Raw genomic sequence first — 18,095 nt, 5'->3', positions numbered from 1 at the left:
GAAATGCCGGATGGTTCCTACCTGCGGTTCTCTGCGCCCGACAAACGAAAGTGCGGTTTTCTCTATCTTCGCACCCTACGAATTGGCGTCCGCGCACTCAGCCTAGAGCGAGGCTCTTTGTTGGACGTAATCCTTCGGCTGAAGGAGACACGACTGGCAATGTGGGAAGACGTGCTCGACCAACTGAGGGCATTGCCAGTTGGAGAGACCGAGGATATCGGCAAGTTACTTATCGCAGTCCAGGGGCAGTACGGCACTACGTACCATCCGACTGGGCAGAGCAACCCCACATGCGGGTTTCGGACCTCGCCCGCGACATGCTCCGTCGAACCCTGACTGTCTTCATGGGCACTGGAGCGAAAAGGCCGGACGGCTCCGTCTATTCCGCCCCATATCAGCACCAAGGCACTGGCACTATTAACACGCTGGTATTGGCTCTGCTGTCTATCATCGCCGAACTCAAGCAAAGCGTGATCTTCGCGATGGAAGAGCCAGAGATCGCGCTTCCGCCGCACACCCAGAAACGAATTATCAATTCGCTACGCCAGAAGTCGGCACAGGCCATCTTCACCTCCCACTCACCCTACGTGCTGGAGGAGTTCGATCCTGCCCAGGTGGTGGTTCTCAAGCGCACGGCCGGTGTTATCTGCAACATACCCACCAGCAGCAAGCCCAAGGCTTATCGCACAGAGTTTAAAGCTCGGTTCTGCGAAGCTCTACTTGCCCGCTACGTACTTGTGCTTGAGGGCCGTACGGAGTTCGACGCATTGCCTGCCGCCGCCCGCCGGCTCGCCGAGCTGGATCCCACGCGATTCAAATCTCTCGAAAACCTTGGAGTGGCTATCGTCGATGCTCGCGGCGAGACCAATGTCGCTCCTCTGGGTACATTCTTCCGGTCTCTCGGCAAGATCGTGTTCGCGGTGTTCGACAAGCAATCACAGGAGGCGCTCGCAACCCTCACGGCCTCGGTCGATCATACCTATGAATCCGCGACTAAGGGCTTCGAAAACCTTGTGTTGTATGGCGTGTCTGAGGTCGCACTCCGCAGCTATGCTAGTAAGCGATCTGGCCATCAACGCTGGGGCTATAAATGTTCCTTGTCATGCTGCCTTCCCGATTTTCCTACCGGTAACTCTATCCTAATTCAGCGATGAAACCTTGTTGTCTACTCCGAGAAAACGCAGGTGGTAGAGATTCTAGAAACCGTGCCAACTGGAAGGTCGGGGGTGCAACCTGGTTCATTCCGATATACGTCGTCCTGTCGATCAGGTCGCCAAAAGACGAGTCCATGAGTAGCCTTCGGGGCAACATAACTTCCTGATGGTCTCCTGAGGATACGGCTCGGGAAGGTGTATTGGCCAGACGGTTACGAAAACTCATCGCACGGGTATTAATCCACTTACCTTGATGGCAGTACTAGCGGCCTTTGAACTCAGGAATTTCAACAGCGCTGCAGCCTCCTCTTGCTGTACGCCACCAGTAGAGATAGCTGCAGAATACATCGTCATTTTCTGCACCTGATCTGGAATAAGCCCGATCACATCAATACCTTCCGTGTGCATCAATTCACTCAGTTGTTGGAAGCCTATCTCTGCTTCGCTACGAGCGACTGCTTCTCCGACGGGTTCGGCGGAAATCGTCCGCGTCTTGATCCTCAAGCTTTCTGAAATGTGCATTTGAGGGAAGAGAATGCGAGACAGGTATGTTCCGCTGGGCGTATCCGATAGAGCCAAGGATTTGGCACTGAGTAGCGTTTTTTTGAAGGCTTTCATGTTGCCTATATCGGGCTTTTTTGCACCTTTTTGGACGGCCATTGCAATGAACGACTTGCCAAGATCAATTCGACTCGTTTTTTGCAGCTGCCCCTGATCCATCAAATTTCGAAGCTCCCAATCCTCTATGATTACGATATCCGCTTTTTCACCGCGCAAGAGCCGATTAGTGATTGCAATTGGGGTATTCCCGGTAGGTGGAGACTCTTTGATGACCAAGCTGAATCCTGTCTCTTTTTCATATACGGGAGCTAAGGATTGAATCGCTGCGATGAAGCCTCCAGACACAAATAGGGTAAGCGTTTTGGTAGAGGTCGCATCCTGTGCCTCGATGCCATCTGCCAAGAACAACAAGCAGGCCAATGCGAGCCTCAGTAAGGTCTTCGTCATGACGGAGTATCCTGAATCCAGCGTAGAAATGAGGTTTAGCAGTGAAGGCGCAAAAAAATAGTCACATTTCAAGCAATGTCGAAATTAAGGAGAGTTAAGAAAAATTTAGTTTACCGTCCGTTGCACCCTACCTAGGCTGCATCCATCTTGAGATCTACGGCGCTTGGAGCCTGCTTGAGTCTTAGGTTTGCAATCGTTGTGTGGAGTAAAAAATGAATCGCGCGCTAGTAATAGATGACGATGAGGTTACAGCCAAGGCTATTGTTAACACGCTTACCTCCCATGGATTCGATGTTCAGTGGGCGGCTAACGGTCGTGATGGATTGTCAGCGGCTATTTCTGGCGACCATGATGTGATAACGCTTGACCGAATGCTGCCTGATTTTGATGGTTTGACGATAGTAAGCACGTTGAGAAGCCTTGGCATTCTGAAGCCAGTCTTGATGATCAGCGCATTGTCTGATGTCGATGAGCGGGTAAAAGGGCTTCGTTCGGGGGGCGATGACTACCTGACCAAACCGTTCTCTACGGTTGAAATGATCGCCAGGGTGGAGGTGCTGCTGAGGCGCCCAACCGCAGGTGAAAGTGAGCGTCATTTGAGCTTTGGCAACCTCCATATCGATCTCATTGAACACTCACTCAGTCGTTCGAATGTGCACATTCCGCTTCTCCCAACCGAATTCAAACTGCTCACTTATTTCATGCGCAACGCGGGTCAGTTGGTCACTAGAACCATGCTTTTTCAGGCGGTTTGGGGATATCACTTCGATCCTGGCACGAACATTATTGATGTTCATATCGGTCGGCTGCGGAAAAAAATCGAGGGGAGCGGTTCCCCTGTTATTCAAACAATTCGTGGTTCTGGTTATGTACTTGCTTCCCAGGAGTGAGCGCTGGCGTTCTTCCAATAGTCGCCTTCTCGGGCTTTACGCCTTGTTTTTTATCGCTTGGGGAGCCGTTTTTACGGGGGTGCTTTATTGGAAAATCTCAACCTATCTCGGGGCTGTTGCCGAGCGGACATTGATGCAACGCGCCCACTATTATCAAAAAATCGATGATGCCAGCCTAGAGGATGAACTGGCTGCCAGTGAGGTGTATTCGACTTCAGGGATCGACGCCTACGGTTTGTTCAAAGCTGACGGCACACATATCGCCGGTGACCTTCTCCGGTTACGAGCAAGTCTCCCAGATGATGGCCAGGTACATTATCTGGAGCGAGGTTTGAGCATCGCATTGCCACGCGAGCAAACCCGAAGCAGCCATGCGCTAATGCAACATCGGCGTGATGGTCGAATTTTGATCCTGTCGCGTGATGGAGGATCTATCTCCGCAGTCGGCGGCATCATCGAGCAGGCATTAATTTGGGGGTTTTCTCTTACCCTTATCCCTGGGTTGATCGGTTGGTGGCTCTTGAGGCGAAGGCCCTTACGCAGAGTGCAGCGACTTCAAAGCTGCACCGAAAGTATCGTATCGGGCAATCTCGGTGAACGCCTGCCGCTGTCTCCACGCCGCGATGAGCTCGACATGTTGGCCAATGCTGTCAACGTCATGCTCGAGCATATAGAGCAGCTTATGCATGAAGTGAAGGGGGCGTGTGACGGTATTGCGCACGATCTACGTACTCCCCTGACTCGCCTGCGCGCCCATCTTGACCAGCTACAGCAGTTACCCCTGGATAGCGCTCATGCAGAAACATTGAACATGGCGCTGGAAGAAAGCGAATCCATCATGTTGCGCTTCCAAGGGCTGCTGCGAATATCTGAACTTGAAGATACAAGGAGAAGATCAGGTTTTGAATCGTTCCAACCAGCATCGCTGCTGACGCAAGCGCACGAGTTTTTTTTGCCCTTGGCACAAGAGCAAGGACTGACGCTACTCCTCGACCTCTCTGAAGACCTTCCAAAGTTATCTGGTGATGTTTCTCTTCTGTTCGAGGCGCTGGTTAATCTTTTAGATAACGCTATCAAGTTCACCCCCAAGGGCGGTGTGATTCACTTGACCGGCTCTCTGACGCATAACTCGTTCAATATAGAGGTTTCGGACAGCGGCCCTGGAATACCCGAGGCAGAGCGTGACAGCGTGATCCGCAGGCTTTATCGCGGAGACACCACCCGTCAGCAACCTGGGCATGGACTGGGGCTTTCTCTGGTGTCGGCAATTGTTCGGTTGCACGGGTTTGTACTGCATATCCAAGAGTCGCCGCGTGGTAGTGGAGCCTCAGTCTCGATTATTTGTCCATTGCCCGAGGTCGTCTCCAACGGCTAATTAAATTTATATTAATCCGGGTTAATTTGAGCCCTCTAAGCTCATCATCTAGCTTGGCGCGTCTTTCTGCGAATCCAAGGCTGGCGCTTGTGAAACACTCTAAATTGCGGCTTACACTCACTCTTGCGTGTTCTTTTCTGACACCAGTTTGGGCGGTTCCAATACCCACCCCAAGTCCTACCTCTCCAACTGCCCGAGCGATGATCCCAGCACCACCGCAACTGAGCGCGAAATCCTGGGTACTGATGGATGCCGCGACAGGCTCGATTATTAGCAGTCAAAACGCTGATATGCATTTGCCGCCAGCTAGCTTAACTAAGTTGATGACGGTGTATGTGGCTACCAATGAGATACAGGCGGGACGCCTCAAGGTCGACGATCCGGTTACCGTCAGTGAAAACGCATGGAGAACCGGTGGTTCCAGGATGTTTCTTGATCCTGGTGCCGTTGTCCCTGTGCATGACCTGCTCCGTGGCGTGGTTATCGACTCTGGCAACGACGCCAGTGTGGCACTGTCGGAGCACATAGCGGGTAGCGAAGATGCATTTGCCGGTTTGATGAATGTCACTGCAAATAAACTTGGGCTGACTGACACTCACTTCATGAACCCTACAGGCTTGCCGGCACCTGGGCACTACTCCTCTGCTCATGATATGGCCCGGCTTGCGCGTGCAATTATCAATGATGAGTCCGCTTACTACCCGCTATACGCGCACAAATATTTCACCTGGAACAACATTCGCCAACCCAATCGCAATCTTCTCCTCTGGCGCGACCCCAGTGTTGACGGACTCAAAACTGGCCACACCGAAGAGGCCGGCTACTGCATGGTAACCTCTGCTCTTCGTGATGGGCGGCGTCTTATCAGTGCGGTATTTGGCTCGACCACGACGAACAATCGTGCAGAAGATGCTCAACAAATCCTGAACTACGGCTTCCGCTTTTTTGAGACGAAGACCTATCAGAAAGGCGGGCAGGTGTTAGCTCAACCACGACTGTGGAAAGGCGAGAAAAACGTAATTTCTGTTGGGTTGCTCGATGATGTGACATTGACGATGCCCAAGAATAGTAATCGCAAGGTGGAAAGCCGCCTTCACATCAATAACGCACTGGAAGCTCCTATTGCCGTCGGTGACATAGTCGGAAGCTACGAGTTGTATGACGGCGAGAATAAACTTGTGACACGCTCTCTCATCGCATTAGAAGCCGGAGAAGCAGGTGGTTGGTGGACGCGAACCTGGGATGCATTCCATCTTTTTTTTGCAGGATTGTTTGATGTGAAGGACGACAAGGGAGAGGTAAAGGCCTGAATCTGGATGGATGATATCCAGCCGTGATTCACCTCACTGACAACCTCAAATGATTCCCACTGATCTGACGTGACAGGGGCGAAACCATCCAGTTGAGTCACCAGCCTCGATACCCAAGGACATTTGCCGCAATTACGCTTTAGCGTCGGCTCGAAATGTCAGCCATCACAAAGGGAGAATGCTCAATGGGTTGTCGCTTCCATGCCATTCATATCTGATAACTACCTAAGAGAACGTGTTAGCTGCACCATAGATCTGACTGAACTACACTCGAATTTGCTGAGGGATCAGCCCCCATCCGAAATACAAAAAGCCCGGCAACGCGCCGGGCTTCCTGTTTCTGTCATTCTGCGCAAGGCTTTACCCTAGGCTGAAATCACGGACAAAATTTCATATGAGTCTATGGTCAAAACTTACTAGATGTCGTCTACCCTCAGGAACGTGAGCGCTCCTAACGCAGTCATGGCACACAACGGATTGCTGCGGGTTACACCTCATAGTCAGTGAGCTGGATACTTCCTTTCGCTTGTCTAGAAAATCTGGGCCGGAATCTGCTATTTCCGGCGAGTAGCAATTGGCCAAAAACAGCTGTCAAGTGCCTACGAAACCAGGTCGGCTCGTTTACTACACTCACCATTTCCTGCGCGGGTCGATTAACTCCATGAGACTACTTATAGCTATACGACTCGGAGGACTCGGGACCTTCCTGATGATCCGTGAAGACACCCAATCTATTTCTGTTACATCAAAAGTTTGGTCATCGTAGATCAAGGTATGACGAAGGTTGGGGCTATTACGACAGAAGCTATCAAGATTGAAACCGTCTCTCATCCCATCGATCGAGCCGCAATGCATGACGACAAGATCAATAGCCACGAGCGAGTATTCCACTAAATGAAGAAAATCGGCAAAGACTGCCACCGGCGCTATACGATAGTAACCCTGTTCGTTCAGTAATTTTTCGACTTCGAGCCGTTGAGAATGGCGTTTGTCGAAAATTATAATTCGCAAGGTCTTTGTAGGCATGATCATATTCCACTAGCGATGGCTGCCATGCCTCGCTGCTTCCAGAGACAGGCAGACAGTTTGATTTCTAAAGCGAACAAAGCACACGAGCTGCAAGAAAATTTATTATTTATTGGCATGTAATATAGCACCCATATTTTCCTCCACTGCTTGGCCAAAAATCTTGATTATTCGTCCGATCGCATTGGAACCACACTTTATCGCCACCGACTTCTTCATGCGACGAGGGATTGTTAATAGCATACCGCTCGCACTATTTAGTTCGCCCTGGTCTGCTCATACATATCTCGATTAATAACTGATCATTCGCGTCAATTGCCAATGACCTGCCGTTCCCTGGTGATTGAACTCCAATTAACGGCAACTGATAACTGCTCCGTCCGGAGTATCAGTCATCGGCAGCGGGCGAAAAGCATCGGACCTTAAGGTTCGCTGACGCCAAGCTCAAATCATCACTGCTTTCGGCACCGCCACTCACTGTCGATCAACAACTGTCCTTGACGGATCCGAGGGCACCACCTGCCTATATAGGTACATCCAACAGTGAAAATTTTTTCTAAAAATAGAGAAGCTTCATTCTCCCTCCTGTGTGGTACGTCAATGCTGCATGAAAATCGCCCTCATACTATGACCAATTTAGGTTTGAATGCTGACGATTGAAGTAAAAAAAATCTCTAGGAATGATCCGAAATTTCTGTCGCCGTCAACACGATGCAAATTACGCATGATCTTGAGAAATTTACACAAGTACATGACAGCCAGCCTCGACTCTCGCACATCACACGACCGCCGAACTGATCGCAGTCCGCCTAAGCTATGGCAAGAGCTACTTAGCGACGCGAAGGAAGTGGTAAAGACCGACACCTATGAAATGGGACTGGCCTGGCCTGACACTGGTCCCACCTTATAGGGAGGCATACGGAACCTCTGACAACAAATGCTAAAATTTCGCTGTTACAGCAAACATCTAACACAATAAATCACCACACCACCAACAGCGACCTTACAAAACCAAAAACAAAAATCAATAGGAAAAATCCTAAATACAATTAATATGCGAAATATAAAGCCCCTTGATTCTTACAGAAATATTTTCTTTTAGCCTGTCAACAACATTGTAATAAAACAGAAAAGAAAACCCCGCATAACGATTCCTTCCCAATAAGCCGTAGACCAAAGGATGACTCATGCGACCAACAAACATATCCTTGAATACTAGCCCATCGGGCCAACACGCAGCTTTGAAATATGTACTTTTTCTCTGGATGCTTTCACCTTCATGTGTATTAGCTGGAATTGAAACCGACATCGCTGAAGCACTGATCGACTCCAAAAGAAATACCTGGTTCAAGGAGCTCCAAAATAACGTCCTTACCGGCTATCCACAGCCAGGCTCAGAATCATCCGAGCTTGATCGGATAGGTTCCATCGCCTACGTACAAGACAGTGGAGCTAGATACAAGCTTGCCAGGAGCGATAGGTCGCAAGAGTCCGCTTATCAACTATCGATAATGACGCAGTCAGCGCTAGGTTCGCTCACCCCCGCAAAAACACCCACCATGCCGCTAGTTCTTTCAGATCTATCGTCTTACGACCGCTTGGTAGATCTATACGAACTGGCAGCCAGATCATATGACCCTAACAAACAAAGGGAACGAACCGCAGACTTCATATTAAAGGAACAGTTTCTTCGTGGAAGACCCTATGAGGTTCTGGAAAATTCACAATATATAAAAGACTACCTATCCATAAAAGGCTCATCCTTCCCAAGCGGCCACACTTGGGACGGTTATACAACGGCGCTGCCCATGAGCCTGGTATTTCCAGAGCGTGGCAGCGAAATAATTTCCCGCGCATTGCAATACGGCGAGAGCCGTGTCGTGTTGGAAGCACACTTTCCAACCGACACTATTGCCTCCCGCATTGGCAACTATTTCTATCTGTCGAAAATACTGTCAGACGACACGTTGGCAACTACCTTTTTTGAACTGAGCAAGGATGTTCGAACGCAGGTAGAAGAGTCGAAGCTTTGCTCGGGCCCTTTGCGTGGCTGCCTTGAGGCTCAAGACTCGCCCTTGACCGATACTCAAGCCAACGAAAACTACAGCATCGGCTATTACAACCAACTGCTCAAACGCCCTGTCGTAGCGCTCACCCCTGAACATATTCCGCAACAGTCAAGTGCCTTGTTGCGTTTTCGCTTTCCCTATTTGAAGTCACCCGAATGGCGGCAGATTCTGGCTAGCACAGCTTACCCCAGCAACTCGCTGGCGGGCTGGACCTTCGACGCCAACAACCCAGACGCCAACTGGGGCCTGATCAACCTGCCCCGCGCTTTTAGCGGCCCCACCTATTTCTATGAAGATTTCACAGTCAACCAGAACCCGGCTTCGGATTTGGATCTGGCCGGGTTTTCACAAACCGATACCTGGAAGGAAGATATTGGTGGCCCTGGCAGCTTGATCAAAAATGGTAGCGGTACGCTAGTCCTCACAGGCAACAACACCTTCAGTGGCGGCATTGACCTGAACCAGGGCACCTTGCAAGTAGGTAACGGTGGAACGCAAGGCGCAGTGACGGGCAATATCAACAACGACGCCACGCTGATCTTCAATCGCAGCGACGACATAGCTTTTGGCGGAGATATCAATGGAGATGGCAAGCTGGTGAAAGATGGCGCTGGCCTGCTGATCCTTACAGGCAACACGGTCTCCAATGGCGGCATCGACGTGAACCAGGGCGCCGTACAAGTGGGTAACGGCGGAACTCAAGGCTTGGTGACGGGCAATATCAACAACAATGGCACGCTCACCTTCAATCGTAGTGACAACATCGCATTTGGCAGCAATATCAGCGGTGGCGGCAGTCTAATAAAAGACGGCTCGAGTATGCTCGAACTCAACGGCAACAACAGTACTACTGGGCACACCTACATCAACAAAGGTGCACTGAAGATCAATGGCACACTGAACCATGCATTGGTTTACGTAGAGTCCGGCGGCCAGTTGCAGGGCATCGGCGAAGTCGGCTCAGTCACCGTCAACAAAGGCGGGATCATCGCCCCCGGCAATTCGATCGGTACCTTACGCATCACCCAAAATCTGACCTTCAGGCCCGAGTCGATTTACCAGGTCGAGGTCGATGCGACTGGACGTGCCGACAAGCTGGACGTAGCCGGACATATTGACCTGCAAGGTGGTCTGGTTGACGTTCAGGCAGAGGCCGGCGACTACAAATCCAACACCAGCCTGCCTATTATCCAGGCGCAAAAAGGCGTCAGCGGCCAATTTGCCAGTGTCACATCCAATTTGGCCTTCCTCACGCCCAGCCTGACTTACGAAACAAACCAAGTAAACCTGAACCTGGTGCGTAACGACGTCAGTCCTCAAGCACTGGTGGAAACCGCAAACGAAAAAGTCTTGGCCACCCAGCTGCTGAACGAGGCCCCTATCACTATACCGCCCTCCACTTTGCCAGTCGTTATTACGCCCTCGCCCACCGTAACGCCAGTGCCTGTTCCATCAGCAACACTGCTGGCCGCTACCCCCTCCGTGGGCGCTCCGGAAACCGTACCTCTAACCTGGGCCGAAAAAGAAACCAATACCTTGATCGGGCTCTCCAGAGATGAGTTCAAGCACGTCTTGCAATCCATGACCGGCGAGCTGCATGCCTCGCTCAAGAATGCGCTATTGCAAGATTCAGGCTACGTGCGCAACGCCACGCTTAATCGTCTTTACCAAACAGAACAGAACCCGCGTGCTTTGGGCGCCTGGGGATATGCCTTCAACTCCAGTGGCACGCAAAATCGCCAGGATGGTGCAGCCAAACTCAATCGTTCGACTCACGGGGTAATCTCGGGGCTCGATCAGCAAGACGAAGATAGCGGTTTGAGAGCCGGTATCGCCGCCAGCTATCAAAGCAACTCTGCCTCGCTCTCCATGCAGAGTGCTTCGGCCGATGTCGAGACCTACAGCCTTGCCGCCTATGCTGGTAAACAGTTGGACAGCGTTACAGTACGCCTCGGCGCGGCCTACGCCTGGCATGAGATCGACAGCAAACGCGATATAAGCCACAAGAATGGCACCACGCGACTGAAAGGCAGTTACGATGGAAGCACCCGCCAGGTCTTTGCCGAACTGTCCAAGGCCATCAACTTCAACACCTTGACTCTAGAACCCTTTGTTGGGCTTAACTACACACACCTTGAAACCGAGGCCTTTACCGAGAAGCAAAACCTGTTCGCCCTTAGCGGCAAGAAAAGCCGCATGGACGTGACCTCGGCCCGACTCGGTGCGCGTGTGAACGCCACCCATCCACTGGCCAGAGGCATGACCTTGCGGCTGAGTGGCAGCACAGGGCTGCAACACACCTTCAGCGAACCATCCACGGAGACCCGACTGAAACTGCGGTCCCAAGGGGACTTCGTCAGTATCTCCGGTTTACCTGTGCAAAAAGACATGGCTCAATTGGCACTCAACGCCAGCCTTGACCTAACGCCGTCCTTTTCCATCGGCTTGGGGTACATAGGAGAAATAGGCCAGCGCTTTCACGACCAGAGCGCTTCTGCTACTGCCTCCTGGACTTTCTAGAGGTAACTAGATGCACCTCCGCCGCCCCAAGAAAACCTCGCGCTGGTGGAGTTAGCACCTCACAGAGGGCTGAACAAGATAGGGGGAACCGATTGCAATATAAGAATGAAGCATTTCTTCACGAGCAGACATGTTCGTGTGGGCTAGGTGTCAACCCCGTAGGAACATGCTCGCTCACGGTACCTTCTTACACGCCGCCGAACAGCTCGACGAATGCTCGGATTATCACCTGCGCGGACACCGGATACATTGATAAAAGGTAGATGAATAATGGTAGAGGCCCACTAATAGGATCATGGTGGAGCCATTGTCGCAGGGGGGGATGAAGTCTTGCTCTGATCAACGGCAGCCAGGTGTCCACCGCGCAGGTTTTCGCCTCCTGGACACGATTTATCGGCAACTCATCTCACTTTTAATCCTATTCCGATGTTTTGCTTAGTACCGGACTTCCATAATTCACCTCAATGAGCGCCCCATCTGAACTCATCGATTGGCGGCAATTCAATGAGGTATAGACATGACTATCTCCAAAAAACATTTGTGTGCCCTGTTGGCAGGTTCGGCTGCGGCGTTAGCCGCACCGTTCATTTGCGCGACCGGTATGCAGCCTGAGACCTCTGTGGTGATATTGTATGAGGACGAAGGTGAAACCAGCATCAACGTCAAGAACACCGACGGCACTCCGGCGCTGTTGTATTCGACTATCGAGAATATCCCCGAGGACACCGAGCCCCTGGTAGTGCTGACTCCACCCGTCACCCGTGTTGAGGCCGGTGAAACCCAGCTTGTGCGTTTCCTGCGTCAAGGAGGCGAGCCGGTGACAACCCAGCGACTCAAGCGCGTAATCTTTGAAGGCATCGCTCCAAAACTCAACAGCCAAGGGCGCTCGACTGTCGGTGTCAGCATGCGTCAGAACCTGCCTTTGATCGTTCACCCCAAGGGTCTGGAGCCCAACCGTGAGCCTTGGAAGTTGCTGAAATGGGGTATCCATAACGGCAAGCTGGTGGTGATCAACAACAGCGCCTATGTCGTGCGGTTGTCTCAAGAGCTGAAACTCAAGCCTTCGGGCAAGACGGCCTTGCTGCCACGCACCTATGTCCTGCCTGGTGAGACATTGAAGATGGCGTTGGCACCTGAAGCTATCCACTCAAGCTCGGTAACCATCGGCCCTGGCACGGTCTATGGCTTCTCTGTCGATAAGTACGAAGCGCCTATCGATGCCACTACTAGTTACTGAGCACGCGCAATAGTCAACAGCTTTTGCCTCCCCGCCTGTTTCTACCTAGCAGTCCTAAACCATGAAAAAGCCTTTCCTGGCTACCTATAAGGGTGGCCGCTGCAAACTCGTGCCTGAACAAAACAAGCGCCCTTTCCTACCGATCTTTGCGCCCCTTGCGTACGCGATCTGGAACGCACTCTTGCTTACGCCGATTGCCGCCCAGGCGGACATGTCGCAGGGGGCTGGGCAAGCCAGCGGCGATTTCGCAAGGTTCGATATGCAAACCCTTAAAGCACGCGGCATTGACCCCAAACTGGCTGATTATTTTCGCGAGCCCGCGCGGTTTACGGAGGGCGCGCACGTAGTTTCACTGGTGGTTAACGGGGTCAAGCTGGGCAGAGTGGAAGCCCGGTTCGACAACCACGGAGAGCTGTATTTTGACGAGGCATTGCTGACCAAGGCCCGTCTGAAGGCTCCCGGTTCGCAGTACGTGCTGAGTTCAAAGAACGCCACCGAAAAGCGTTATGACTTTGTGGCGGCGTACCCGCAAACCGAGGTCAGCCTGCACCCGAACAAGGATGAGATTTTTCTGGTGGTCCCGCAGCATGCCTTACAGAGCGATGCGCCCCAGACTACGAACTTCAGCCGTGGTGGCACTGCTGCCCTTTTCAACTATGACGTAATGGCCATGCGTTCGGAGTTTGGTTCGCAGTCTAGCGACTACCTGTCGGGCTCGACCGATCTGGGGTTCAACATGGGTGACTGGATCGTGCGCAGTCACCAGCTTTATAGCAAGAGCGACGACAAAGAGAGTTTCGAACATTTATACGCATACGCACAACGCACATTCACCGAGCAAAAGGCCCTGCTGCAGGCCGGGCAGATCAATATCAACAACCCGCTTTTTTCCGGGGGAGCGATTACCGGCGTGCAGATACTGCCCGAAACGGCGCTGATGGGGTCGGCCCGTTCCGGGGCACGGGTAGAGGGCATCGCCAATGCACAATCCACGATAGAAGTACGTCAGGTCGGTGCGTTGATCTACACCACGATCGTGCCGGAAGGACCGTTCAGCCTGAGCGATATACCGTTGCTCAACAGCAACTCCGATCTGGACGTCAAAGTGCGAGACATCACTGGCGCAGAGCGAAACTTCGTCGTGTCAGCAGCGTCATTTCGCAACGCTGTTACGGTCCGACCTGGTTACACCTTTTCTGCCGGCAAGATACGCAACCAGGGCGCCAATGATGAGGACCAACCCTGGGTGATTACCGGCACCGGCACCTGGAGCCTGAGTGAAAGCCTGACCGCTACTACCGGGCTGATGGCAGCCACCGACTATCAATCCACCGGATGGGGCGTGGACACCAACCTCGCAAAGGACACCAGCCTGAGTGTGCGTAACCTCTACTCCCACACAGCCAAGGAAGACGTAAAAGGCACCCAGGCCAGTGTCACCTTGAGCACGCGTTTCACCGAGACCGTGTCAGGCAGTGTGTCGGCTACCCAGCAGACCACCGGCTATCGAGAACTGTCCGACACCACATTGCATGCTGATGACGATTGGTACAACCGCCGCTACAAGAGCCAATACAGTGCCTCGCTGGGCTGGTCCAATAGCACGTTGGGCAGCTTCAATGTGTCCATTTCACCCAGCCGTACCTTCAATGGCGACTCTACCAACCGCCTGGTGGGCTCCTGGGGGAAAACGTTCAAACATGCCACTGTGTCTGCCACCGTGGAAACCGCATTAAGCGGCTCTTCCAACAGTCCGGGTGACAGCGACGACGCAATCTACTTCAGCGTCAGCGTGCCCCTGGGTCAGTCCCGTAGCGTGCGCACCTATGCCAGCCGACGCGGCGACAACCAGCGTTTTGGTGCAACGTATTCCGAAACCATCAATGACCAGTTCAATTACCGCCTTAGCACCGAGAGCACTGGCGACCGGGGTGACAACTATTCTACCGCCAACCTCTCGGCCATTCCTCGCTTCACCAGCGTGGACCTGGGTTATGCCCAAGGCCCGGACAGCAAGAACTACAACGCTCGAGTCTCCGGCGGCGCAGTAGCACATCAAGATGGGGTGACCTTCTCGCCATATCCGGTGCAAGACACCTTCGGCATCGTGGACGTCGGCGACCTGTCCGGGGTCAAGGTGTCGACACCTTATGGCCCGGTATGGACTGACTACAAAGGCAAAGCAGTGGTACCACAACTGAGTGCCTATCGAGATAGCCGCGTCGAGGTGCAAACAAAATCGCTGCCGAAACGGATCGACCTACAGAACGGCTTCCAGAGAATTGGCGCCGGCCGTGGTTCGGTGAGTCACCTCGACTTCAAGGTCATCAAGGTTCAACGCATCCTGATTAACGCCTCCGACACAGCAGGACAACCGCTGCCCAAAGGTTCTTCGGTACTTGATGACAAAAACCACTTCCTTACGACGGTCCTGGACAAGGGCGTCATCTTTCTTTCTGACCTGGCCCCTACTGAAGTACTGAGGGTTTCTCTCACTGATGAAAAGTCCTGCCTGCTGAAGATCGACTTCCCCAAGGAGACTGACTATGACGCTTTTTACGATGTTGCACCGGCTGTTTGTCATGCGCCGTAGCACCAGTGCAGATTGCGCGCGATGGCTTGGCACTGCGCTTACCCTGGTTGCCAGTAGTACGTTCGCGGCCGACTGCGAAATGCGTTTGAGCAACCCGGAGGTCGATTACGGCACACTTAACCGGAGCGATATGGATATCCGCGGGAGTGCTCCGATTGCCCTCGGAAACCGGCAACTAAACCTGACGGTGGTCTGTCGCGAAGAAACCCGCTTTGGATTGCGGTTTGAGGGACAAGCGGCGGATTTGAATAGCTACCGGTTTGCCGATAAAGGCCATTTCACAATCACGCTGAGTAACGCAACGCTGGATGGAAATACCGTGCAACTCGCTCAGGCTGGCAGTGCCAGGCCGTTATCGCCAACGGAGCTACTGCGCCCAAATGAAGTGGTGACAACTATGGTTCAAGGTCAGCGGGCTGTTGGCAAAGTTTTTTTGGCTCAGGTTGAAATTCAAACGTATATCAGTGACACAGAGACATATGCGCGCGACATCACCGTACTTGAAGGGCTCGGCAGGTTGACACTGGATACGCAGTAGAAGATTGCATATCGACTTTTATTTTTAGGCTTACTCCTAGAGCTTCGCAAACATTATTAATAAGAAAATAGCATCCAGCTGGAATGGAAGCCAGCCACTCTGCCATTGGAGCAGGCCTACCTAACTTTTCGTAACGGAGAAATAAAAATGCGTTTCAATCCAAAACTCGCCGCATGGGCCTTCGCCACTACTGCGACAGCCTTTTCTTTGGGTGCACATGCTGCATCGGTTGAGGTAAAAGTAATTGGCACTATTATTCCGAACGCCTGCACTCCGACATTGGCGGGTGGTGGCACTATCGATTACGGCACACACAGTTCTACTGACTTGAGCACAAACGATTTTACCCTGTTGCCTGAAAAAAATGTTGCGTTCACTATTGTTTGCAATGCACCGACAAAAGTTGCGCTGAAGGCTATAGATAATCGTGCGGGCACACGAGTCCCTGGAGCAGTAAAGAAAATCAGGCCAGCCTTGAATGAAATCGGTGCCTTTGGTTTGGGCAATGCGTCCGGAAAAAATATTGGTGTTTATGCGATGACCTTAGCCGTAAATGACTTCACTGCTGACGGCGCCCAAGTTGAATCAATCTTCAGCAAAGACTCCGGCACTACATGGCTAAACTCAAGTTCAGGAGGTATTGCAAATGATGGTTCAGTTCTCATGTCATGGTCGGCAACAACTGCTGGCGCTCCAATCGCATTCAAGACTCTGTCAGGTACTTTAAACGTGCAGGCCGCGTTGAATAAAGGTTCTGAACTGGATCTGAGCAGCGATGTGTCTCTGGACGGTTCAGCCACGCTAGAGTTAGTCTATTTGTAATACAAAATCGGCCCGTAGCGTTTATTCGCTACGGGCTTTTGCCCCACACTATTTCTCTACTCATTCCCGGGCCTAACAATCTACTTCAGATGGCGACTTAAAATTCCAAATGTACTATCCACTGCGTCACGCCAGATATTTGAATCGCCCCAAGTTTCCTAGACACTCTCCAAGCTCAGGAAATAGCGTTTCTCATACTTTACTGGAGACAGATGCATAGCACTGCTGTGTCGGCGTTTAGGGTTATAGAACATCTCGATGTAATCGAAAATATCATTTCGGGCTTCTTCACGAGTTGTGTAGACCTTTCGTCGGATTCGCTACCGCTTCAAAAGCTGGAAAAAGCTCTCGGCTACGGCATTGTCGTGGCAGTTTCCTCGCCGACTCATGCTGCTGATTACATTGTTAGCCTTCGAGAAGCTTTGCCAATCTGAGCTACTGAACTGACTACCTTGATCTGAGGTAGAGCTATCCTACATAGTTGCGGATGTAAGTAATATCTGTCACCCAGACCTTGTTCGGCTCACTGACCTTGAACTGCCGGGCGAGGTGGTTGGGCGAGGCCACTGTTGGTTTTGGACGCCGCCGATAGCCCGTTTGCGAACGCAGCCCTTCCGCCTGCATCAAGCGCCCGACTCGATCTCGTCCGCATTCCTCTCCCAGCTCACGTAGGTCATCGTGGATTTTGCGGTAGCCGAATACACCTCCGCTTTCTAGCCAAGCGTGTTTGATCAAGCCAAGCAGACGTTGATCTTCTTTTGCTCGGGCAGATTGAGGCTCGGCCAGCCAGGCGTAGTAGCCGCTGGGGTACACCTTGAGGGTTTGGCAAAGACGCCGCACCGGGTAATCAGTCGAGTACTTCTTGATGAAGGCGTACTTCAGCCGCACTCCTTGGCAAAGTACGCGGCGGCCTGTTTTTAGATGTCTCGCTCTTCAGTCACGCGCTTGAGTTCAGCGCGTAGCTTGCGCAATTCGGCCTGCTCATCGTCGCCTTGCTGACGCTGTTCTTGGGGCTTGCTGTAGACCTTGATCCAGGCGTAAAGGCTGTGCACGGACATGCCCAAGCGCTGGGCAACATCGGCGACAGGTTTGCCTTTTTCGGTTACTTGCTTGACCGCTTCGATCTAGAATTCTTCGGGGTAACGCTGGCGACTCATGGCACCTCCTATTTGGGCCTCATTATGAGGCTTGGAGGTGTCTACGAAACCAGGGGCGATTTAATTATCTTGCCCGCGACATATAACATCGGTCGCAGTACCCCCTACGTTTATTATCGTTCCGTCCTCGCTGACACCACCAAGACTCCAATCAGAAATTTGCAAAGCCATATCGCCTTAGACCAACAAATGTCGCTTGGTACTGCGTACAGGAAATCCGAAGCTGAAGAACCCTTCCAACTCAAGGGCAATGGCGTCTTTACCACAATGCATTTTCCCCGCCGCATGAATCATGATGCTGTTGGCGTGAAATAATCCTAACGCTGCTTTGATGTCTAGCGAGGTAGACCATCTTCCATAAGAGAGAAAAACTCCTCGCCGTTCTCGAACCTCCGC

11 protein-coding genes and 1 pseudogene are annotated in these 18,095 nt (G+C 52.1%); 10 read left to right on the top strand and 2 right to left on the bottom strand.

What is annotated here, in order from left to right; genetic code table 11:
- The first annotated feature begins 290 nt into the window (after positions 1 to 290).
- A complete protein-coding gene (locus tag AB1J88_RS05840; protein ID WP_430290492.1) occupies positions 291 to 1,154 on the top strand; it encodes an ATP-dependent nuclease in 864 nt (287 codons plus the stop codon).
- Between the two features lie 222 nt (positions 1,155 to 1,376).
- On the opposite strand, the gene AB1J88_RS05835 is transcribed toward AB1J88_RS05840, so the two are convergent.
- Positions 1,377 to 2,162, bottom strand: coding sequence for a substrate-binding domain-containing protein (locus tag AB1J88_RS05835; protein ID WP_123725527.1), 786 nt, complete (start codon positions 2,160 to 2,162; stop codon positions 1,377 to 1,379).
- Positions 2,163 to 2,374: 212 nt separating this feature from the next.
- On the opposite strand from AB1J88_RS05835, the gene AB1J88_RS05830 reads away from it, so the two are divergent.
- The 8 genes from AB1J88_RS05830 (at position 2,375) to AB1J88_RS05795 (ending at position 16,542) form a co-directional block, all read left to right on the top strand.
- Complete coding sequence (locus tag AB1J88_RS05830; protein ID WP_123725528.1) at positions 2,375 to 3,052, top strand: response regulator transcription factor; 678 nt, start codon at positions 2,375 to 2,377, stop codon at positions 3,050 to 3,052.
- Positions 3,030 to 4,427 carry a sensor histidine kinase gene (locus AB1J88_RS05825; protein ID WP_123725529.1) on the top strand — a complete coding sequence of 466 codons (1,398 nt, stop codon included), beginning with the start codon at positions 3,030 to 3,032 and terminating at the stop codon, positions 4,425 to 4,427. The genes AB1J88_RS05830 and AB1J88_RS05825 overlap by 23 nt, the downstream gene beginning before the upstream one ends.
- A gap of 200 nt (positions 4,428 to 4,627) precedes the next feature.
- On the top strand, positions 4,628 to 5,737 hold the full coding sequence (locus tag AB1J88_RS05820) for a D-alanyl-D-alanine carboxypeptidase family protein (RefSeq protein WP_123725530.1): 1,110 nt from the start codon (positions 4,628 to 4,630) through the stop codon (positions 5,735 to 5,737).
- A 2,213-nt stretch (positions 5,738 to 7,950) separates the two neighbouring features.
- A complete protein-coding gene (locus AB1J88_RS05815; RefSeq protein WP_430290490.1) occupies positions 7,951 to 11,352 on the top strand; it encodes an autotransporter domain-containing protein in 3,402 nt (1,133 codons plus the stop codon).
- A 517-nt stretch (positions 11,353 to 11,869) separates the two neighbouring features.
- Complete coding sequence (locus tag AB1J88_RS05810; RefSeq protein WP_123725533.1) at positions 11,870 to 12,589, top strand: fimbria/pilus chaperone family protein; 720 nt, start codon at positions 11,870 to 11,872, stop codon at positions 12,587 to 12,589.
- 61 nt (positions 12,590 to 12,650) lie between these two features.
- On the top strand, positions 12,651 to 15,182 hold the full coding sequence (locus AB1J88_RS05805; protein WP_430290489.1) for a fimbrial biogenesis usher protein: 2,532 nt from the start codon (positions 12,651 to 12,653) through the stop codon (positions 15,180 to 15,182).
- Positions 15,136 to 15,720: a hypothetical protein gene (locus AB1J88_RS05800; RefSeq protein ID WP_007925611.1), complete on the top strand. Its 585-nt coding sequence runs from the start codon at positions 15,136 to 15,138 to the stop codon at positions 15,718 to 15,720. The genes AB1J88_RS05805 and AB1J88_RS05800 overlap by 47 nt, the downstream gene beginning before the upstream one ends.
- Positions 15,721 to 15,867: 147 nt before the next feature.
- Positions 15,868 to 16,542, top strand: coding sequence for a DUF1120 domain-containing protein (locus AB1J88_RS05795; RefSeq protein WP_430290487.1), 675 nt, complete (start codon positions 15,868 to 15,870; stop codon positions 16,540 to 16,542).
- A gap of 158 nt (positions 16,543 to 16,700) precedes the next feature.
- On the opposite strand, the pseudogene AB1J88_RS05790 reads toward AB1J88_RS05795, so the two are convergent.
- Positions 16,701 to 17,666, bottom strand: a pseudogene (locus AB1J88_RS05790) (IS3 family transposase).
- On the opposite strand from AB1J88_RS05790, the gene AB1J88_RS05785 reads away from it, so the two are divergent.
- The gene (locus tag AB1J88_RS05785) at positions 17,589 to 18,014 is read left to right on the top strand and encodes a hypothetical protein (protein WP_430290486.1); all 426 of its coding nucleotides are present in this window, start codon (positions 17,589 to 17,591) and stop codon (positions 18,012 to 18,014) included. The pseudogene AB1J88_RS05790 and the gene AB1J88_RS05785 overlap by 78 nt on opposite strands.
- The last annotated feature ends 81 nt before the right edge of the window (positions 18,015 to 18,095 follow it).

This window comes from Pseudomonas sp. S8 (genome assembly GCF_050473925.1).
Taxonomy (GTDB): domain Bacteria; phylum Pseudomonadota; class Gammaproteobacteria; order Pseudomonadales; family Pseudomonadaceae; genus Aquipseudomonas; species Aquipseudomonas parakoreensis.
This window is presented reverse-complemented; position numbering and strand designations above follow the sequence as displayed.